The organism is Azonexus sp. R2A61 (assembly GCF_021401135.1).
GTDB lineage: Bacteria > Pseudomonadota > Gammaproteobacteria > Burkholderiales > Rhodocyclaceae > Azonexus.
Genome location: NZ_JACBFO010000008.1, coordinates 1 through 15,608, shown reverse-complemented (window position 1 = coordinate 15,608; position 15,608 = coordinate 1). Strand labels below are relative to the sequence as shown.

Sequence of the window (15,608 nt, the reverse complement as noted above, 5' to 3'; positions counted from 1 at the left end):
ATATCTCGATGACGGTCAAGCTGATTGCGCCGATCGCCATGGAAGAAGGTCTGCGTTTCGCCATCCGTGAAGGCGGTCGTACCGTCGGCGCCGGCGTCGTCGCCAAGATCATCGAGTAATTTCGGTAGTCAAGCTTAGAAGGGCGCTCCGGGAGACCGGGGCGCTTTGATGTCTCTGCCGCAGGGGTGTAGCTCAATTGGTAGAGCGCCGGTTTCCAAAACCGAAGGTCGGGGGTTCGATTCCCTCCGCCCCTGCCACTCTTTAAAGATCGCGAACGTCATGGCTGACAAGATCAAGTTTACGCTGGCCCTGGTTATTCTGGCTGCCGGCGTGGCTGGTTTCTACCTGCTCTCTGAGCAGGCAATGATTTTGCGCGTCCTGGCGGTTCTCGTTGGGCTGGCGCTGTCGGGTTTGGTTGCCTGGAAAACCGAGCCTGGGCAGCGCTTTTTTGCCTTTGCCAACGAATCCGTGATTGAGGCAAAGAAGGTTGTTTGGCCTTCCCGCAAGGAAACCACCCAGACGACGGTGATGGTTTTTGCCTTCGTCGTGGTCATGGCTATTTTCCTCTACGTGACCGACAAGAGTCTGGAGTGGGTGTTGTATGACCTCGTTCTGGGCTGGAAGAAATCATGAGTAAACGCTGGTATGTCGTCCACGCCTATTCGGGCTTTGAAAAAAGTGTGATGCGCGCCATTCAGGAGCGCATCAACCGTTTGGGTATGCAGGACAAGTTCGGCCAGATACTGGTGCCGGTCGAAGAAGTTGTCGAGATGAAGGGTGGTCAGAAGGCCATTTCCGAACGCAAGTTCTTTCCCGGCTATGTGCTGGTCGAAATGGACATGGACGATGACAGCTGGCATCTGGTGAAGAATACGCCGAAGGTCACTGGCTTTGTTGGTGGAACGGCCAATAAGCCAACGCCGATTTCCCAGAAGGAAGTCGACAAGATCATGCAGCAGATGCAGGAAGGTGTCGAAAAGCCGCGGCCGAAAATTCTCTTCGAGATCGGCGAAGTTGTCCGGGTCAAGGAAGGTCCGTTTACCGATTTTCATGGTTCGGTCGAGGATGTCAATTACGAAAAGAATCGCTTGCGCGTTTCGGTCACCATTTTCGGGCGTGCGACGCCGGTCGAACTGGAATTCGGTCAGGTCGAGAAGTCTTGAGTTTTAGGGTCTGTCGACAACCCTGATGTCGGCAAGAGGAGCGTCAGTAGCCGTTCTGCGGTCAACGCGCGTTACGACTCATTTTCAAGGAGTGACACATGGCCAAGAAAATTATTGGCTACATCAAGCTGCAGGTGCCGGCTGGTAAAGCAAACCCCTCGCCTCCGATCGGTCCGGCGTTGGGTCAGCGTGGTCTGAACATCATGGAGTTCTGCAAGGCGTTCAATGCCCAGACCCAAGGTGTCGAACCCGGTCTGCCGATCCCGGTTGTTATCACCGCTTTTGCTGACAAGTCTTTCACTTTCGTGATGAAGACGCCGCCGGCAACGATCCTGATCAAAAAGGCTGCCGGTATCAAGTCCGGTTCCGCCAAGCCGCACACCGACAAGGTTGGCAAGATCACCCGTGCCCAGGCTGAAGAAATCGCCAAGACCAAGATGCCGGATCTTACTGCTGCCGATATGGAAGCCGCTGTCCGCACCATCGCCGGTTCCGCACGGTCGATGGGCATCACTGTGGAGGGGCTGTAACATGGCGAAGTTGACCAAGAAGCAAAAAGCCCTCGAGGGCAAGATCGTTGCACAAAAGCTCTATCCTGTTCAGGAGGCGCTGGTGCTCGCCAAGGAAACCGCAACTGCCAAGTTTGACGAGTCGATTGACGTCGCCGTGAACCTGGGTGTCGATGCACGCAAGTCCGACCAAGTCGTTCGCGGCTCCGTTGTGCTGCCTGCCGGTACCGGCAAGAGTGTTCGCGTTGCGGTCTTCGCTCAAGGCGAAAAGGCTGAAGCTGCCAAGGCTGCTGGTGCCGAGATCGTCGGTTTCGATGATCTGGCCGCCGAGATCAAGGGTGGCAATCTGAATTTCGACGTGGTTATCGCCACGCCGGATGCCATGCGGATCGTCGGCCAACTGGGTCAGATTCTCGGTCCTCGTGGCCTGATGCCGAACCCGAAGGTTGGTACCGTAACCATGGATGTTGCCACGGCCGTGAACAACGCCAAGGCAGGTCAGGTTCAATACCGTACCGATAAGGCTGGTATCGTGCATGCCACGATTGGTCGTGCCTCGTTCTCTGTCGAAAACCTGGAGACCAACCTGAAGGCGCTGATCGATGCCTTGAATAAAGCCAAGCCGGCTTCGTCCAAGGGCCAGTACCTGAAAAAGGTGGCGGTGTCCGCCACCATGGGTCCTGGGGTGCGTGTTGATCAGGCTAGCCTGGCTGGCTAATTAAGAACTTTGGGTCGTTGTCGCCGGGTTTCCTGGCGGCAACGAATCGTCAAAGACCGCAGGTGCTCCGCAAGGGGCTTAATCATGAAAACCTGCGCAGACGGTGCTCCCGAAACGGATTTTCTGCCATTCGCAAGGGTGGCGAGCTTCTGGTTCAGGTCGCCGTAAGGGCGACGGGAATGTCTCCTGTCGTGTTATGACTTGAAAGGAGGAAAGACCTGTGGGTCTCAATCTGAATGACAAAAAAGCCGTCGTGGCTGAGGTGTCGGCACAAGTAGCCAACGCCGAGACTATCGCGATCGCCGAATATCGTGGCATTGAGGTCGGTGACCTCACCGTGCTGCGCAAGAAGGCGCGTGAGTCCGGTGTTTACCTGCGCGTGCTGAAGAACACCCTGGTGCGTCGCGCCGTGGAAGGCACGCAGTTTGCCGGCCTGGCCGAACACATGGTTGGCCCGCTGATTTACAGCGTGTCCACCGACCCGGTGGCAGCAGCGAAGGTCCTCAATGACTTCGCCAAGACCAACGACAAGTTGGTGCTCAAGGCCGGTTCCTATGCCGGCAAGGTGCTCGACAAGGCTGGTGTGCAGGCGCTCGCGTCCGTCCCGAGCCGCGAAGAGCTGCTCTCGAAGCTGCTGTACGTCATGCAGGCTCCGGTCGCCGGCTTTGTCCGTGGCCTTGACGCCCTGGCCAAGCAGCGCGAAGGCGCCGCCGCTTGATCCTTACCGCATACGAACTGATTTAGGAGTTTATTGAAATGGCAATTAGCAAAGAAGACATCCTGGAAGCCGTTGGCGCCCTGACCGTTATGGAACTGAATGACCTCGTCAAGGCATTCGAAGAGAAATTCGGCGTTTCCGCCGCTGCTGTCGCCGTTGCCGGCCCGGCTGGTGGTGCTGGTGCCGCTGCTGCTGAAGAGCAGACCGAGTTCACCGTTGTTCTGGCTGCTGCCGGCGACAAGAAGGTTGAAGTCATCAAGGTCGTCCGTGCCGTTACCGGCCTGGGTCTGAAGGAAGCCAAGGACCTCGTCGATGGCGCTCCGAAGCCGGTCAAGGAAGGCGTTTCCAAGGCCGATGCCGAAGCCCTCAAGAAGCAACTCGAAGAAGCTGGCGCCAAGGTCGAAGTCAAGTAATCGACCCGTGTCTGTTGGGCTGGAGGCAAAAATGCCGCCAGCCCTTTTCTGCTTTGTGAAATTCATTCAGCGCGAACAGATATACCGTTGAAACGAGCCAGACGGCAAACGCAAATCATCGAGACCATCGTAGGGAATACGACGGTCGATGACTTGCGTTTGCCTGTTTTCTCAGGTCCGACATCCGATTCCACCCTCACGGAGTTACCATGACTTACTCCTTCACCGAGAAGAAACGCATCCGCAAGAGCTTCGCCAAGCGCGCCAATGTGCTGGAAGTTCCCTTTCTGCTTGCGACCCAGCTCGAATCCTTTTCTGCTTTCCTGCAAGCGGAAGTGCCGAGCGAGCGTCGCAAGAACGAAGGTTTGCAGGCTGCGTTCACTTCCATTTTCCCGATCGTCTCCCATTCCGGAAATGCACGGCTGGAGTACGTCAGCTACGCACTGGGCGAGCCGGCTTTCGACGTCGTCGAGTGCCAGCAGCGGGGATTGACCTTTGCCGCTTCACTGCGTGCCAAGGTCCGTTTGGTGATCATGGACCGTGAAGCTCCGGATACCGTCAAGGAAGTCAAGGAACAGGAAGTCTACATGGGCGAGATTCCGCTGATGACGACCAACGGGTCATTTGTCATCAACGGTACCGAACGCGTCATCGTCTCCCAGCTTCACCGCTCTCCGGGCGTTTTCTTCGAGCATGACCGCGGCAAGACCCATTCCTCCGGCAAACTGTTGTTTTCTGCACGCGTGATCCCCTATCGCGGTTCCTGGCTGGATTTCGAGTTTGATCCCAAGGACACCCTGTTTTTCCGCGTCGACCGTCGCCGCAAAATGCCGGTGACCACGTTGCTCAAGGCTATCGGCATGTCGTCCGAGGAGATCCTGGAGCGCTTCTTCGAGTTTGATCTGTTCCAGATCAACAAGGAAAGTATCGAATTTGCTCTGGTGCCCGAGCGTTTGCGCGGCGAAATGGCGCGTTTCGATTTCGTGGCTCCGGATGGCAAGGTTATTGTTGCCAAGGACAAGCGGATTACCGCCAAACACATCCGCGACATCGGTGTTGCCGGCTTGAAGCAGATCGCTGTTCCGGAGGATTTCCTGATTGGCCGCGTGGTTGCAAAGAACATCATTGATACTTCCACCGGTGAAGTCGTCGCCAACGCCAACGAAGAAATTACCGAAACCCTGCTCGCCAAGCTGCGCGAAGCAGGTATAACGTCGCTCGAAACGCTGTATACCAACGATCTGGACCGTGGGGCTTTCATCTCCAATACCCTGCGTGCCGATGAAACTGCTTCGCGCCAGGCGGCTCGTATTGCCATCTACCGCATGATGCGTCCTGGTGAGCCGCCGACAGAGGAGGCCGTCGAGATTCTGTTCAACGGTCTTTTCTATTCCGACGAGCGCTACGATCTGTCGGGGGTTGGCCGGATGAAGTTCAATCGCCGCCTGGGGCGTCAGGATGTGATCGAACACAAGGTCATGGTCAAGAGCCTGGCCTCGCGTGCCGAAGCTGCACTGAAGAACCTTGCCGAAGCCGCGGGTATGGCGTTGTCGACCATCCAGGATCTGGTGGCTGGTCTGCCTTACGGTCCCCGCTCGCTAAGCGAAAACATGCTGCGCGCGGATGCCGATGCGTTGGCTGCCAAGCTGAAGCCGTTGGGCGCCAATGTTGAAGTCCGCGAGCAACTGACCTTGTCGCCGCGCGACATTGTCGAGGTCATCAAGATTCTTGTCGATCTGCGCAACGGTCGCGGCGATATCGACGACATTGATCACCTTGGCAATCGTCGTGTGCGCTCGGTCGGTGAGTTGGCCGAGAACCAGTTCCGCGCCGGGCTAGTCCGCGTCGAGCGCGCGGTCAAGGAGCGTCTGTCGCAGGCCGAATCCGACAATCTGATGCCGCACGATCTGATCAACGCCAAGCCGATCAGCGCCGCGATCAAGGAGTTCTTCGGTTCCAGCCAGTTGTCGCAGTTCATGGACCAGACCAACCCGCTGTCGGAAATCACCCACAAGCGCCGCGTTTCGGCTCTTGGCCCGGGCGGTCTGACCCGCGAGCGCGCCGGCTTTGAAGTGCGTGACGTGCATCCGACCCATTACGGTCGTGTCTGCCCGATCGAAACGCCGGAAGGTCCGAACATCGGCCTGATCAATTCGTTGGCTCTGTTTGCCCGGGTCAACAGCTATGGCTTCATTGAAACGGCCTATCGCAAGGTTAACGACGGCCAGGTAACTGACCAGATCGAATATCTGTCGGCGATCGAGGAAGGCGCTTATGTGGTGGCTCAGGCCAACGCTGCGCTGGATGCAGAAGGTCGTCTGGCCGATGATCTGGTGACCTGCCGCGAGAAGGGTGAAACCATTCTCGCCGAACCTTCCCGCGTTCAGTACATGGACGTGGCACCGGGTCAGATCGTTTCGGTTGCCGCTTCGCTGATTCCGTTCCTGGAACACGATGACGCGAACCGTGCGCTGATGGGCGCCAACATGCAACGCCAGGCCGTTCCCTGCCTGCGTCCCGAAAAGCCGCTGGTTGGTACGGGTATCGAACGCACCGTTGCGGTCGACTCCGGCACTGCCGTGGTTGCGCTGCGCGGTGGCGTCGTTGATTACGTCGATGCAGGTCGCGTCGTGGTCCGCGTCAACGACAGCGAAACCGTGGCGGGTGAAGTCGGTGTCGACATCTACAATCTGGTCAAATATACCCGCTCGAACCAGAATACGAACATCAACCAGCGTCCGATGGTCAAGATCGGTGACGTCATCGCCAAGGGCGACGTCGTTGCCGATGGTGCTTCCACCGACAAGGGCGAACTCGCGTTGGGCCAGAACATGCTCATCGCCTTCATGCCCTGGAATGGCTACAACTTCGAAGATTCGATCCTGATCTCCGAGCGTGTCGTTGCCGAAGACCGTTACACCTCGATTCACATCGAGGAACTGACCGTTGTCGCCCGTGACACCAAGCTCGGTCCCGAAGAAATCACCCGCGACATTGCCTCGCTGGGCGAAGCACAACTCTCCCGCCTGGATGACTCCGGTATCGTGTATATCGGTGCCGAAGTGGAAGCTGGCGACGTGCTGGTCGGCAAGGTCACGCCAAAGGGCGAAACCCAGCTGACGCCGGAAGAAAAACTGCTGCGCGCGATCTTCGGCGAGAAGGCTTCCGACGTGAAGGATACCTCGCTGCGCGTGCCGTCCGGCATCGCCGGCACGGTCATCGACGTGCAGGTGTTTACCCGCGAAGGAATCGAGCGCGATAAGCGTGCCCAATCGATCATCGATGAGCACCTGCGTCATTACAAGCTGGATCTGGCCGATCAGATGCGTATCGTCGAGCGAGATGCCTTCGCCCGCGTCGAGCGCCTGATCGTGAACAAAAAGGCTAACGGTGGCCCGAAGAAGCTGGCGAAGGGGGCCTTGATCGAGCAGTCCTATCTGGATGGCATGGATCCGCACCACTGGTTCGACATCCGCGTTGCCGACGACGACATCGCGCAGCAGCTCGAACAGGTCAAGGACGGCCTTGAGCAGGCGCGCAAGGATTTTGACATCGCGTTCGAGGCCAAGCGTAAGAAGCTGACGCAGGGCGACGAATTGCCGCCGGGTGTGCAAAAGATGGTCAAGGTCTATGTCGCCGTGAAGCGTCGTCTTCAGCCGGGTGACAAGATGGCTGGTCGTCACGGCAATAAGGGTGTCGTCTCGCGCATTCTGCCGGTGGAAGACATGCCGTATATGGCCGATGGGCGTCCGGTCGACATCGTGTTGAACCCGCTCGGTGTGCCGTCGCGGATGAACGTCGGGCAGATTCTCGAAGTGCACCTTGGCCTTGCTGCCAAGGGCTTGGGCTTCAAAATTGGCGACATGTTGCGCCGCGAGGCATCCGCGAAGGAGGTTCGCGGCTTCCTGGACAAGGTCTATAACTCGAATGGCAAATCCGAAAATCTGGATGAGCTGAACGATGTTGAAATCCTCGAAATGGCTGACAATCTGAAGAGTGGTGTGCCGTTTGCGACGCCGGTTTTCGACGGCGCCAAGGAAGAAGAAATCAAGGCCATGTTGGAACTTGCCGGTATGCCGTCGTCCGGCCAGATGACTTTGTTCGACGGTCGTACCGGTGATGCCTTCGAGCGTCAGGTGACGGTCGGCTACATGCACTATCTGAAGCTGCACCACTTGGTCGACGACAAGATGCACGCCCGTTCGACCGGTCCGTACTCCCTGGTTACCCAGCAGCCGCTGGGCGGCAAGGCGCAGTTCGGTGGTCAGCGTTTCGGGGAAATGGAAGTGTGGGCCCTGGAAGCCTACGGCGCGTCCTACGTGCTGCAGGAAATGCTCACCGTCAAGTCCGACGACGTCAACGGCCGTACCAAGGTTTACGAAAACATCGTCAAGGGCGAGCACAGGATCGATGCCGGCATGCCGGAATCCTTCAACGTGCTGGTCAAGGAAATCCGTTCGCTGGCGATCGATATCGATCTGGAACGTTACTGATAGGGCTCAGGAGTTAAACGATGAAAGCATTGCTCGACCTGTTCAAGCAGGTAACCGCAGAGGAAGAATTCGACGCGATTACCATCGGCCTCGCTTCGCCCGAGAAGATCCGTTCCTGGTCCTACGGCGAAGTCAAAAAGCCTGAAACCATCAACTACCGCACCTTCAAACCGGAGCGCGATGGCCTGTTCTGTGCCAAGATCTTCGGCCCGATCAAGGACTACGAGTGCCTGTGCGGCAAGTACAAGCGCCTCAAACACCGCGGCGTGATCTGCGAGAAGTGCGGCGTTGAAGTGACGCTGGCCAAGGTTCGTCGTGACCGCATGGGTCACATTGAACTTGCCTCGCCGGTTGCCCACATCTGGTTCCTGAAGTCGCTGCCGTCGCGTCTCGGCATGGTGCTGGACATGACGCTGCGCGACATCGAGCGCGTGCTCTACTTTGAAGCCTATGTGGTTACCGATCCTGGCATGGTCGGCAATCTGCAGCGCAGCCAACTGCTGACAGAAGACCAGTATCTCGACATGGTCGAGGAGCATGGCGACGAATTCCAGGCATTGATGGGCGCTGAGGGGATTCGCGAATTGTTGCGCAATCTCGATCTCAATACCGAAGTCGAGAACTTGCACGCCGAACTGGAAGTGACGGGTTCCGAGGCCAAGAACAAGAAATTGGCCAAGCGCCTCAAGGTGCTCGAGGCATTCCAGAAATCCGGCATCAAGCCGGACTGGATGATCCTCGAAGTGCTGCCGGTGCTGCCGCCGGACCTGCGTCCGCTGGTCCCGCTGGACGGCGGACGCTTCGCGACCTCCGACCTGAATGATCTCTATCGTCGCGTCATCAACCGTAACAATCGTTTGAAGCGTCTGCTCGAACTGAAGGCCCCGGAAATCATCGTGCGCAACGAAAAGCGCATGCTGCAGGAAGCCGTCGACAGCCTGCTCGACAACGGTCGTCGCGGCAAGGCCATGACCGGTGCCAACAAGCGCCCGCTGAAGTCGCTGGCCGACATGATCAAGGGCAAGGGCGGCCGTTTCCGTCAGAACCTGCTCGGCAAGCGTGTCGACTACTCCGGCCGTTCGGTCATCGTGGTCGGTCCGCAGCTCAAGCTGCACCAGTGCGGTCTGCCCAAGCTGATGGCGCTGGAGCTGTTCAAGCCCTTCATCTTCCACAAGCTGGAAGTGCTCGGCTACGCCACCACCATCAAACAAGCCAAGAAGATGGTCGAAGGCCAGGAGCCGGTGGTCTGGGACATCCTCGAAGATGTCATCCGCGAACATCCGGTCATGCTGAACCGTGCGCCGACGCTGCACCGTCTGGGTATCCAGGCCTTCGAGCCGACCCTGATCGAAGGCAAGGCCATCCAGTTGCACCCGCTCGTCTGCGCGGCCTTCAACGCCGACTTCGACGGTGACCAGATGGCCGTCCACGTGCCGCTGTCGCTGGAAGCCCAGATGGAAGCGCGTACCCTGATGCTGGCCTCGAACAACGTGCTGTCGCCTGCCAACGGCCAGCCGATCATCGTGCCCTCGCAGGATATCGTTCTCGGTCTGTACTACGCCACCCGCGAGCGGATCAACGCCAAGGGCGAGGGCATGTATTTTGCCGACGTGGCTGAAATCGATCGCGCCATGGCTGCTGGCCAGCTCGACATTCACGCCCGCATTTCGGTTCGTCTGAAGCAATACGAGCCGGCTGCGGTCGACGGCGAATGGACCGAAAAAATGGTCCGTACCGAAACCACCGCCGGTCGTGCGCTGCTCTCGCGCATTCTGCCGAAGGGGCTGCCGTTCAAGGCGATCGACAAGGCGCTGAAAAAGAAGGAAATTTCCAAGCTGATCGACGAATCCTTCCGCCGTTGCGGCCTCAAGGAAACCGTCGTCTTTGCCGACCAGTTGATGCAGAACGGCTACCGTCTGGCTACCCGTGCCGGTATTTCCTTCTGTTCCGACGACATGCTCGTGCCGGCCAAGAAGTACGAGATCATTGCCGCTTCGGAAGCGGAAGTGAAGGAAATCGAGACCCAGTACACCAACGGTCTGGTCACGCAGGGTGAGCGCTACAACAAGGTCGTGGATATCTGGGGCCGGACTGGCGACCAGGTGGCCAAGGTGATGATGGAAGAGCTCGGCCACGAGGAAGTCATCGACCGCCATGGCAAGAAGGTCAAGCAGGATTCGTTCAACTCGATCTACATGATGGCCGACTCGGGCGCCCGCGGCTCCGCCGCCCAGATCCGCCAGCTGGCGGGTATGCGCGGCCTGATGGCGAAGCCGGACGGCTCGATTATCGAGACGCCGATTACGACCAATTTCCGCGAAGGTCTGAACGTTCTCCAGTACTTCATCTCGACCCACGGCGCCCGTAAGGGTCTGGCGGATACCGCGCTGAAGACGGCAAACTCCGGTTACCTGACGCGCCGTCTGGTCGACGTGACGCAGGATCTGGTGATCACCGAAGATGATTGCGGCACGAAGAACGGTTTCGTGGTCAAGGCGCTGGTCGAAGGCGGTGAAGTCATCGAGCCGCTGCGCGAACGTATCCTTGGTCGTGTCACGGTCGACGATCTGGTTGATCCGGAAACCCAGGAAACCGTGATCTTCGCCGGCACCATGCTGGACGAAGACCTGGTCGATCTGATCGACAAGCTCGGTATCGACGAAGTCAAGGTCCGCACCCCGCTGACCTGTGATACCCGCTACGGCCTTTGCGCCAAGTGTTATGGTCGCGACCTTGGTCGTGGCACGATGGTCAATGCCGGCGAATCGGTCGGCGTTATCGCCGCCCAGTCGATCGGCGAGCCGGGTACCCAGCTCACCATGCGGACCTTCCACGTCGGTGGTGCTGCATCGCGTGCTGCCGTCGCGTCGCAGGTAGAGGCCAAGTCGGCTGGTACGGCTCGCTTCACGGCGAACATGCGCTATGTCACCAGCGCCAAGGGTGAAAAGGTCGTCATCTCTCGTTCCGGCGAAGTCTTGATCACCGACGATCATGGCCGTGAGCGCGAGCGTCACAAGGTGCCCTACGGTGCGATGCTGTCGGTTGACGAAGGCAAAAGCGTCAAGGCCGGCACCAAGCTGGCGTCGTGGGATCCGCACACCCGCCCGATCGTTACCGAATATGCCGGTACTGTGAAGTTCGAGAACGTCGAGGAGGGTGTCACGGTCGCCAAGCAGGTTGATGACGTGACCGGTCTTTCGACGCTGGTCGTGATTGACCACAAGCGGGGCGGCAAGGCCGCTGCGAAGGGTGTTCGTCCAGTCGTCAAGTTGATCGACGAAACCGGCCAGGAAGTGAAGATTCACGGCAGCGAACAGTCCGTTTCCATTGCCTTCCAGGTTGGCTCGATCATTTCGGTAACCGATGGTCAACAGGTTGGTGTCGGCGATGTGCTCGCCCGCATGCCGCAGGAATCGGCCAAGACCCGCGACATTACCGGCGGTCTGCCGCGCGTGGCCGAGTTGTTCGAAGCGCGTACGCCGAAGGATGCGTCCGTGCTGGCCGAAACCACCGGTACCATCAGCTTTGGCAAGGATACGAAGGGCAAGCAGCGTCTGATCATTACCGATCTTGATGGCAATCAGCATGAATTCCTGATCCCGAAGGACAAACACGTGCTAGTGCACGATGGTCAGGTGGTAAACAAGGGCGAAAAGATCGTCGAAGGCGAGCCGGATCCGCACGATATCCTGCGTCTGCAGGGTGTCGAGGCGCTGGCGCGTTACATCACCGACGAAGTGCAGGACGTTTATCGTCTGCAGGGCGTGAAGATCAACGACAAACACATCGAGGTCATCGTTCGTCAGATGCTGCGTCGCGTGACCATTGTCGAGCCGGGAGACACCAAGTTCATCAAGTCCGAACAGGTGGAGCGTGCTGAATTGCTCGCCGAGAACGATCGCGCCAATGCCGACGGGAAGCTCCCGGCAACCTATGAACATATGTTGCTGGGTATCACCAAGGCCTCGTTGTCCACCGATTCGTTCATTTCTGCCGCATCCTTCCAGGAAACGACACGGGTGCTTACCGAGGCTGCCATCATGGGCAAGCGCGACGAACTTCGCGGTCTCAAGGAAAACGTCATTGTCGGTCGTCTCATCCCGGCCGGTACCGGTCTGGCCTATCACCGAAGCCGCAAGGCGCAGGCGGCAGGCGAGGATCAGGCTGCCGACCGCCCCTTGGAGGAAGCTCCGGCCGATGTCGTGGCTCAGGATGCTGGTGACGCTCAGTAAGTAATGCGGCCCCCATGTCTCGTTGACATGGGGGTTGATCAACCATAGAATCTATGGTCTTTGTCGGCGGAGGCTAATCATTGTCTCCGCTTTGGATAACAAAATTGCCGTCGTGCCCAATCAGGGCCTGGCTGTTGAAGGAAGTTTGATATGCCGACCATCAACCAGCTCGTGCGCAAGCCGCGTGTCGCCGAAAAGGCTAAGAGCAAGGTTCCTGCGCTGGAAAAGTGCCCGCAGAAGCGTGGCGTCTGCACCCGCGTTTACACCACCACCCCGAAGAAGCCGAACTCCGCGCTCCGTAAGGTTTGCAAGGTTCGCCTGACGAACGGTTTCGAAGTCATTTCGTACATTGGCGGTGAAGGCCACAACCTGCAGGAGCACTCCGTGGTCCTGATTCGCGGTGGTCGTGTCAAGGACTTGCCGGGTGTGCGTTACCACACCGTGCGTGGCTCCCTGGATACGCAGGGCGTCAAGGATCGTAAGCAGGCCCGTTCCAAGTACGGTGCCAAGCGTCCGAAGGCTGCTTGATTCACTAAGTGGCTTGAGTAAGTGGCTGCTCTTTTGGGTAGCCGAGAGGGCCGGGTGGGCTAATACCCCTTCCCGGCTTTTCAACTGAATCGTGTTTAATTGAGGTTAATATGCCCCGTCGTCGCGAAGTACCCAAGCGTGACATTCTGCCGGATCCGAAGTTCGGCAATGTCGAAGTTTCCAAGTTCATCAATGCCATCATGCAAAGCGGCAAGAAGTCTGTTGCCGAGCGTATCGTTTATGGCGCTTTCGACATTATTACCACCAAGTCCGGCAAGGACCCGCTGGAAGTCTTCGGCTCCGCCATGGCCAATGTGAAGCCGATGGTCGAAGTGAAGTCCCGTCGCGTCGGTGGTGCCAACTACCAGGTTCCGGTCGAAGTTCGCCCGGCTCGTCGCGCTGCGCTGGCCATGCGCTGGCTGCGCGAGTCCGCCCGCAAGCGTTCGGAAAAGTCCATGGGTCAGCGTCTCGCGGCCGAAATGATGGAAGCTGCCGAAAACCGCGGCGGTGCCGTGAAGAAGCGTGACGAAGTCCATCGCATGGCCGAAGCCAACAAGGCCTTCGCTCACTTCCGCTTCTAATTTTCCGAGGGCTTTAACGTGGCACGTAAGACTCCCATCGAGCGCTACCGCAATATCGGTATTTCCGCTCACATTGACGCCGGCAAGACCACCACGACCGAGCGTATCCTGTACTACACCGGCGTTAACCACAAAATCGGTGAAGTGCACGACGGCGCGGCCACCATGGACTGGATGGAGCAGGAGCAGGAGCGTGGTATCACCATCACCTCTGCGGCAACCACCTGTTTCTGGAAGGGCATGGACATGCAATTCCCGGAGCATCGTTTCAACATCATCGATACCCCGGGGCACGTTGACTTCACGATCGAAGTCGAGCGCTCGATGCGCGTCCTTGACGGTGCCTGCATGGTCTATTGCGCGGTTGGTGGTGTGCAGCCCCAGTCCGAGACTGTCTGGCGTCAGGCGACCAAGTACAACGTGCCGCGTCTGGCCTTCGTTAACAAAATGGACCGTTCCGGCGCCAACTTCTTCAAGGTCGTTGACCAGATGAAGACGCGCTTGAAGGCCAATCCTGTGCCCATTGTCATTCCCATCGGTGCTGAAGACACCTTTGCCGGTGTTGTTGACTTGATCAAGATGAAGTCGATTGTTTGGGACGAAGCTTCGCAGGGTATGAAGTTCGAGTATCAGGACATCCCGGCTGATCTGGTTGATACCGCCAACGAGTGGCGCGAACAGATGGTCGAGGCGGCGGCTGAAGCCAACGAAGACCTGATGAACGAATATCTGGAAAACGGCGATCTCTCCGAGGAGAAGATCAAGGAAGGCCTGCGGCTTCGTACGCTGGCCTGCGAAATCCAGCCGATGCTTTGCGGTACAGCGTTCAAGAACAAGGGCGTTCAGCGCATGTTGGATGCTGTGATCGAGCTATTGCCTTCGCCGGTTGATATTCCGCCGGTGCAAGGCGTGGATGACCGCGAGCAACCGACTTCCCGCAAGGCTGACGATGGCGAGAAGTTCTCCGCGCTGGCTTTCAAGCTGATGACTGACCCGTTCGTCGGTCAGCTGACCTTTATCCGTGTTTATTCCGGGGTGCTCAACTCTGGTGCCACCGTGCTCAACTCGGTCAAGGAAAAGAAGGAGCGCATTGGTCGTATCCTGCAGATGCACGCCAACAACCGCGAAGAAATCAAGGAAGTTCTGGCGGGCGACATCGCTGCTTGTGTGGGCCTGAAGGAAGTGACGACAGGTGAAACCCTGTGCGACCCGGATGCGCCGATCATTCTTGAGCGGATGGTTTTCCCGGATCCTGTGATCCACGTGGCGGTTGAGCCGAAAACCAAGGCCGACCAAGAAAAGATGGGTATCGCGCTGGGCCGTCTGGCGGCAGAAGATCCGTCCTTCCGTGTTCGTACTGACGAAGAATCTGGCCAGACCATCATTTCGGGTATGGGTGAATTGCACCTCGAAATCATCGTTGACCGCATGAAGCGCGAATTCAACGTTGAGGCCAACGTCGGTGCGCCGCAGGTTGCTTACCGCGAATGCATCAAGAAGGCTGTCGAGCAGGAAGGCAAGTTCGTCAAGCAATCCGGTGGTCGTGGTCAATTCGGTCACGTCTGGCTCAAGATCGAGCCGAACGAGCCGGGTGCAGGCTACACCTTCGTCGACGCCATCAAGGGCGGTGTCGTTCCGCGCGAATACATTCCGGCGGTCGACAAGGGGCTGCAGGATGCCATCGGTAGCGGCGTGCTCGCCGGCTTCCCGGTTGTGGACATCAAGTTCACCCTGTTCGACGGTTCTTACCACGACGTGGACTCCAACGAAAACGCCTTCCGCATGGCGGCTTCGATGGCCTTCAAGGAAGGTATGAAGAAGGCCTCCCCGACGCTGCTTGAGCCGATGATGGCGGTTGTCGTCGAAACGCCGGAAGACTACATGGGTAACGTCATGGGTGACCTTTCGTCCCGCCGTGGCATTGTCCAGGGTATGGAAGACCTGCCTGGCGGCACCAAGGAAGTTCGTGCCGAAGTGCCGCTGTCCGAAATGTTCGGTTATGCCACTTCGCTGCGTTCCCTGTCGCAAGGTCGTGCTACCTACACGATGGAATTCAAGCATTATTCCGAGGCGCCGAAGAACGTCGCCGAGGCAGTCATCAACAAGAAGTAACCCTTTATTGGAGAACCGATAATGGCTAAGGAAAAATTCGAGCGTACGAAGCCGCACGTGAACGTGGGTACGATTGGTCACGTTGACCACGGCAAGACGACGCTGACGGCGGCGATCACGACGGTGTTGTCGGCGAAGTTC

Annotated in this window: 13 protein-coding genes and 1 tRNA gene; all 14 read left to right on the top strand. The window is 58.1% G+C overall.

What is annotated here, in order from left to right; translation table 11 throughout:
- Window positions 1-119 (top strand): hypothetical protein (locus L0962_RS18095; RefSeq protein ID WP_234087344.1); only part of this gene is annotated, 119 nt, incomplete at its 5' end.
- A gap of 62 nt (window positions 120-181) precedes the next feature.
- Window positions 182-257 (top strand) — tRNA-Trp (locus tag L0962_RS18090).
- Window positions 258-279: 22 nt separating this feature from the next.
- Window positions 280-633 (top strand): preprotein translocase subunit SecE, encoded by a 354-nt coding sequence (gene secE, locus L0962_RS18085; protein WP_234087952.1) that lies wholly within the window; start codon window positions 280-282, stop codon window positions 631-633.
- Window positions 630-1,163 carry a transcription termination/antitermination protein NusG gene (gene nusG, locus L0962_RS18080; RefSeq protein WP_234087951.1) on the top strand — a complete coding sequence of 178 codons (534 nt, stop codon included), beginning with the start codon at window positions 630-632 and terminating at the stop codon, window positions 1,161-1,163. The genes secE and nusG overlap by 4 nt, the downstream gene beginning before the upstream one ends.
- A gap of 98 nt (window positions 1,164-1,261) precedes the next feature.
- Entirely contained in the window at window positions 1,262-1,693 is a 432-nt protein-coding gene (gene rplK, locus L0962_RS18075) for a 50S ribosomal protein L11 (protein WP_117607637.1), read from the top strand.
- Window position 1,694: 1 nt separating this feature from the next.
- Window positions 1,695-2,390, top strand: a complete 696-nt coding sequence (gene rplA, locus L0962_RS18070; RefSeq protein WP_234087950.1) for a 50S ribosomal protein L1 — start codon at window positions 1,695-1,697, stop codon at window positions 2,388-2,390.
- Between the two features lie 220 nt (window positions 2,391-2,610).
- On the top strand, window positions 2,611-3,108 hold the full coding sequence (gene rplJ / locus L0962_RS18065; protein ID WP_234087949.1) for a 50S ribosomal protein L10: 498 nt from the start codon (window positions 2,611-2,613) through the stop codon (window positions 3,106-3,108).
- 38 nt (window positions 3,109-3,146) lie between these two features.
- A complete protein-coding gene (rplL, locus tag L0962_RS18060; protein ID WP_234087948.1) occupies window positions 3,147-3,521 on the top strand; it encodes a 50S ribosomal protein L7/L12 in 375 nt (124 codons plus the stop codon).
- A gap of 209 nt (window positions 3,522-3,730) precedes the next feature.
- Window positions 3,731-8,014: a DNA-directed RNA polymerase subunit beta gene (gene rpoB / locus L0962_RS18055; protein ID WP_234087947.1), complete on the top strand. Its 4,284-nt coding sequence runs from the start codon at window positions 3,731-3,733 to the stop codon at window positions 8,012-8,014.
- Between the two features lie 20 nt (window positions 8,015-8,034).
- On the top strand, window positions 8,035-12,246 hold the full coding sequence (gene rpoC / locus L0962_RS18050) for a DNA-directed RNA polymerase subunit beta' (RefSeq protein WP_234087946.1): 4,212 nt from the start codon (window positions 8,035-8,037) through the stop codon (window positions 12,244-12,246).
- A gap of 150 nt (window positions 12,247-12,396) precedes the next feature.
- Window positions 12,397-12,774: a 30S ribosomal protein S12 gene (gene rpsL / locus L0962_RS18045; protein ID WP_027456682.1), complete on the top strand. Its 378-nt coding sequence runs from the start codon at window positions 12,397-12,399 to the stop codon at window positions 12,772-12,774.
- Window positions 12,775-12,884: 110 nt separating this feature from the next.
- Entirely contained in the window at window positions 12,885-13,355 is a 471-nt protein-coding gene (gene rpsG, locus L0962_RS18040; RefSeq protein ID WP_234087945.1) for a 30S ribosomal protein S7, read from the top strand.
- A gap of 18 nt (window positions 13,356-13,373) precedes the next feature.
- The gene (fusA, locus tag L0962_RS18035; protein ID WP_234087944.1) at window positions 13,374-15,467 is read left to right on the top strand and encodes an elongation factor G; all 2,094 of its coding nucleotides are present in this window, start codon (window positions 13,374-13,376) and stop codon (window positions 15,465-15,467) included.
- Window positions 15,468-15,488: 21 nt separating this feature from the next.
- Window positions 15,489-15,608, top strand: a 120-nt coding sequence (locus L0962_RS18030) for a GTP-binding protein (RefSeq protein ID WP_234087953.1), incomplete at its 3' end; no start/stop codon positions are given.

Excerpts from the sequence above, each read along its gene's own strand:
- secE (WP_234087952.1), top strand. The coding sequence starts at position 280 with ATGGCTGACAAGATCAAGTTTACGCTGGCCCTGGTTATTCTGGCTGCC.
- nusG (WP_234087951.1), top strand. The coding sequence starts at position 630 with ATGAGTAAACGCTGGTATGTCGTCCACGCCTATTCGGGCTTTGAAAAA.
- rplK (WP_117607637.1), top strand. The coding sequence starts at position 1,262 with ATGGCCAAGAAAATTATTGGCTACATCAAGCTGCAGGTGCCGGCTGGT.
- rplA (WP_234087950.1), top strand. The coding sequence starts at position 1,695 with ATGGCGAAGTTGACCAAGAAGCAAAAAGCCCTCGAGGGCAAGATCGTT.
- rplL (WP_234087948.1), top strand. The coding sequence starts at position 3,147 with ATGGCAATTAGCAAAGAAGACATCCTGGAAGCCGTTGGCGCCCTGACC.
- rpoB (WP_234087947.1), top strand. The coding sequence starts at position 3,731 with ATGACTTACTCCTTCACCGAGAAGAAACGCATCCGCAAGAGCTTCGCC.
- rpoC (WP_234087946.1), top strand. The coding sequence starts at position 8,035 with ATGAAAGCATTGCTCGACCTGTTCAAGCAGGTAACCGCAGAGGAAGAA.
- rpsL (WP_027456682.1), top strand. The coding sequence starts at position 12,397 with ATGCCGACCATCAACCAGCTCGTGCGCAAGCCGCGTGTCGCCGAAAAG.
- rpsG (WP_234087945.1), top strand. The coding sequence starts at position 12,885 with ATGCCCCGTCGTCGCGAAGTACCCAAGCGTGACATTCTGCCGGATCCG.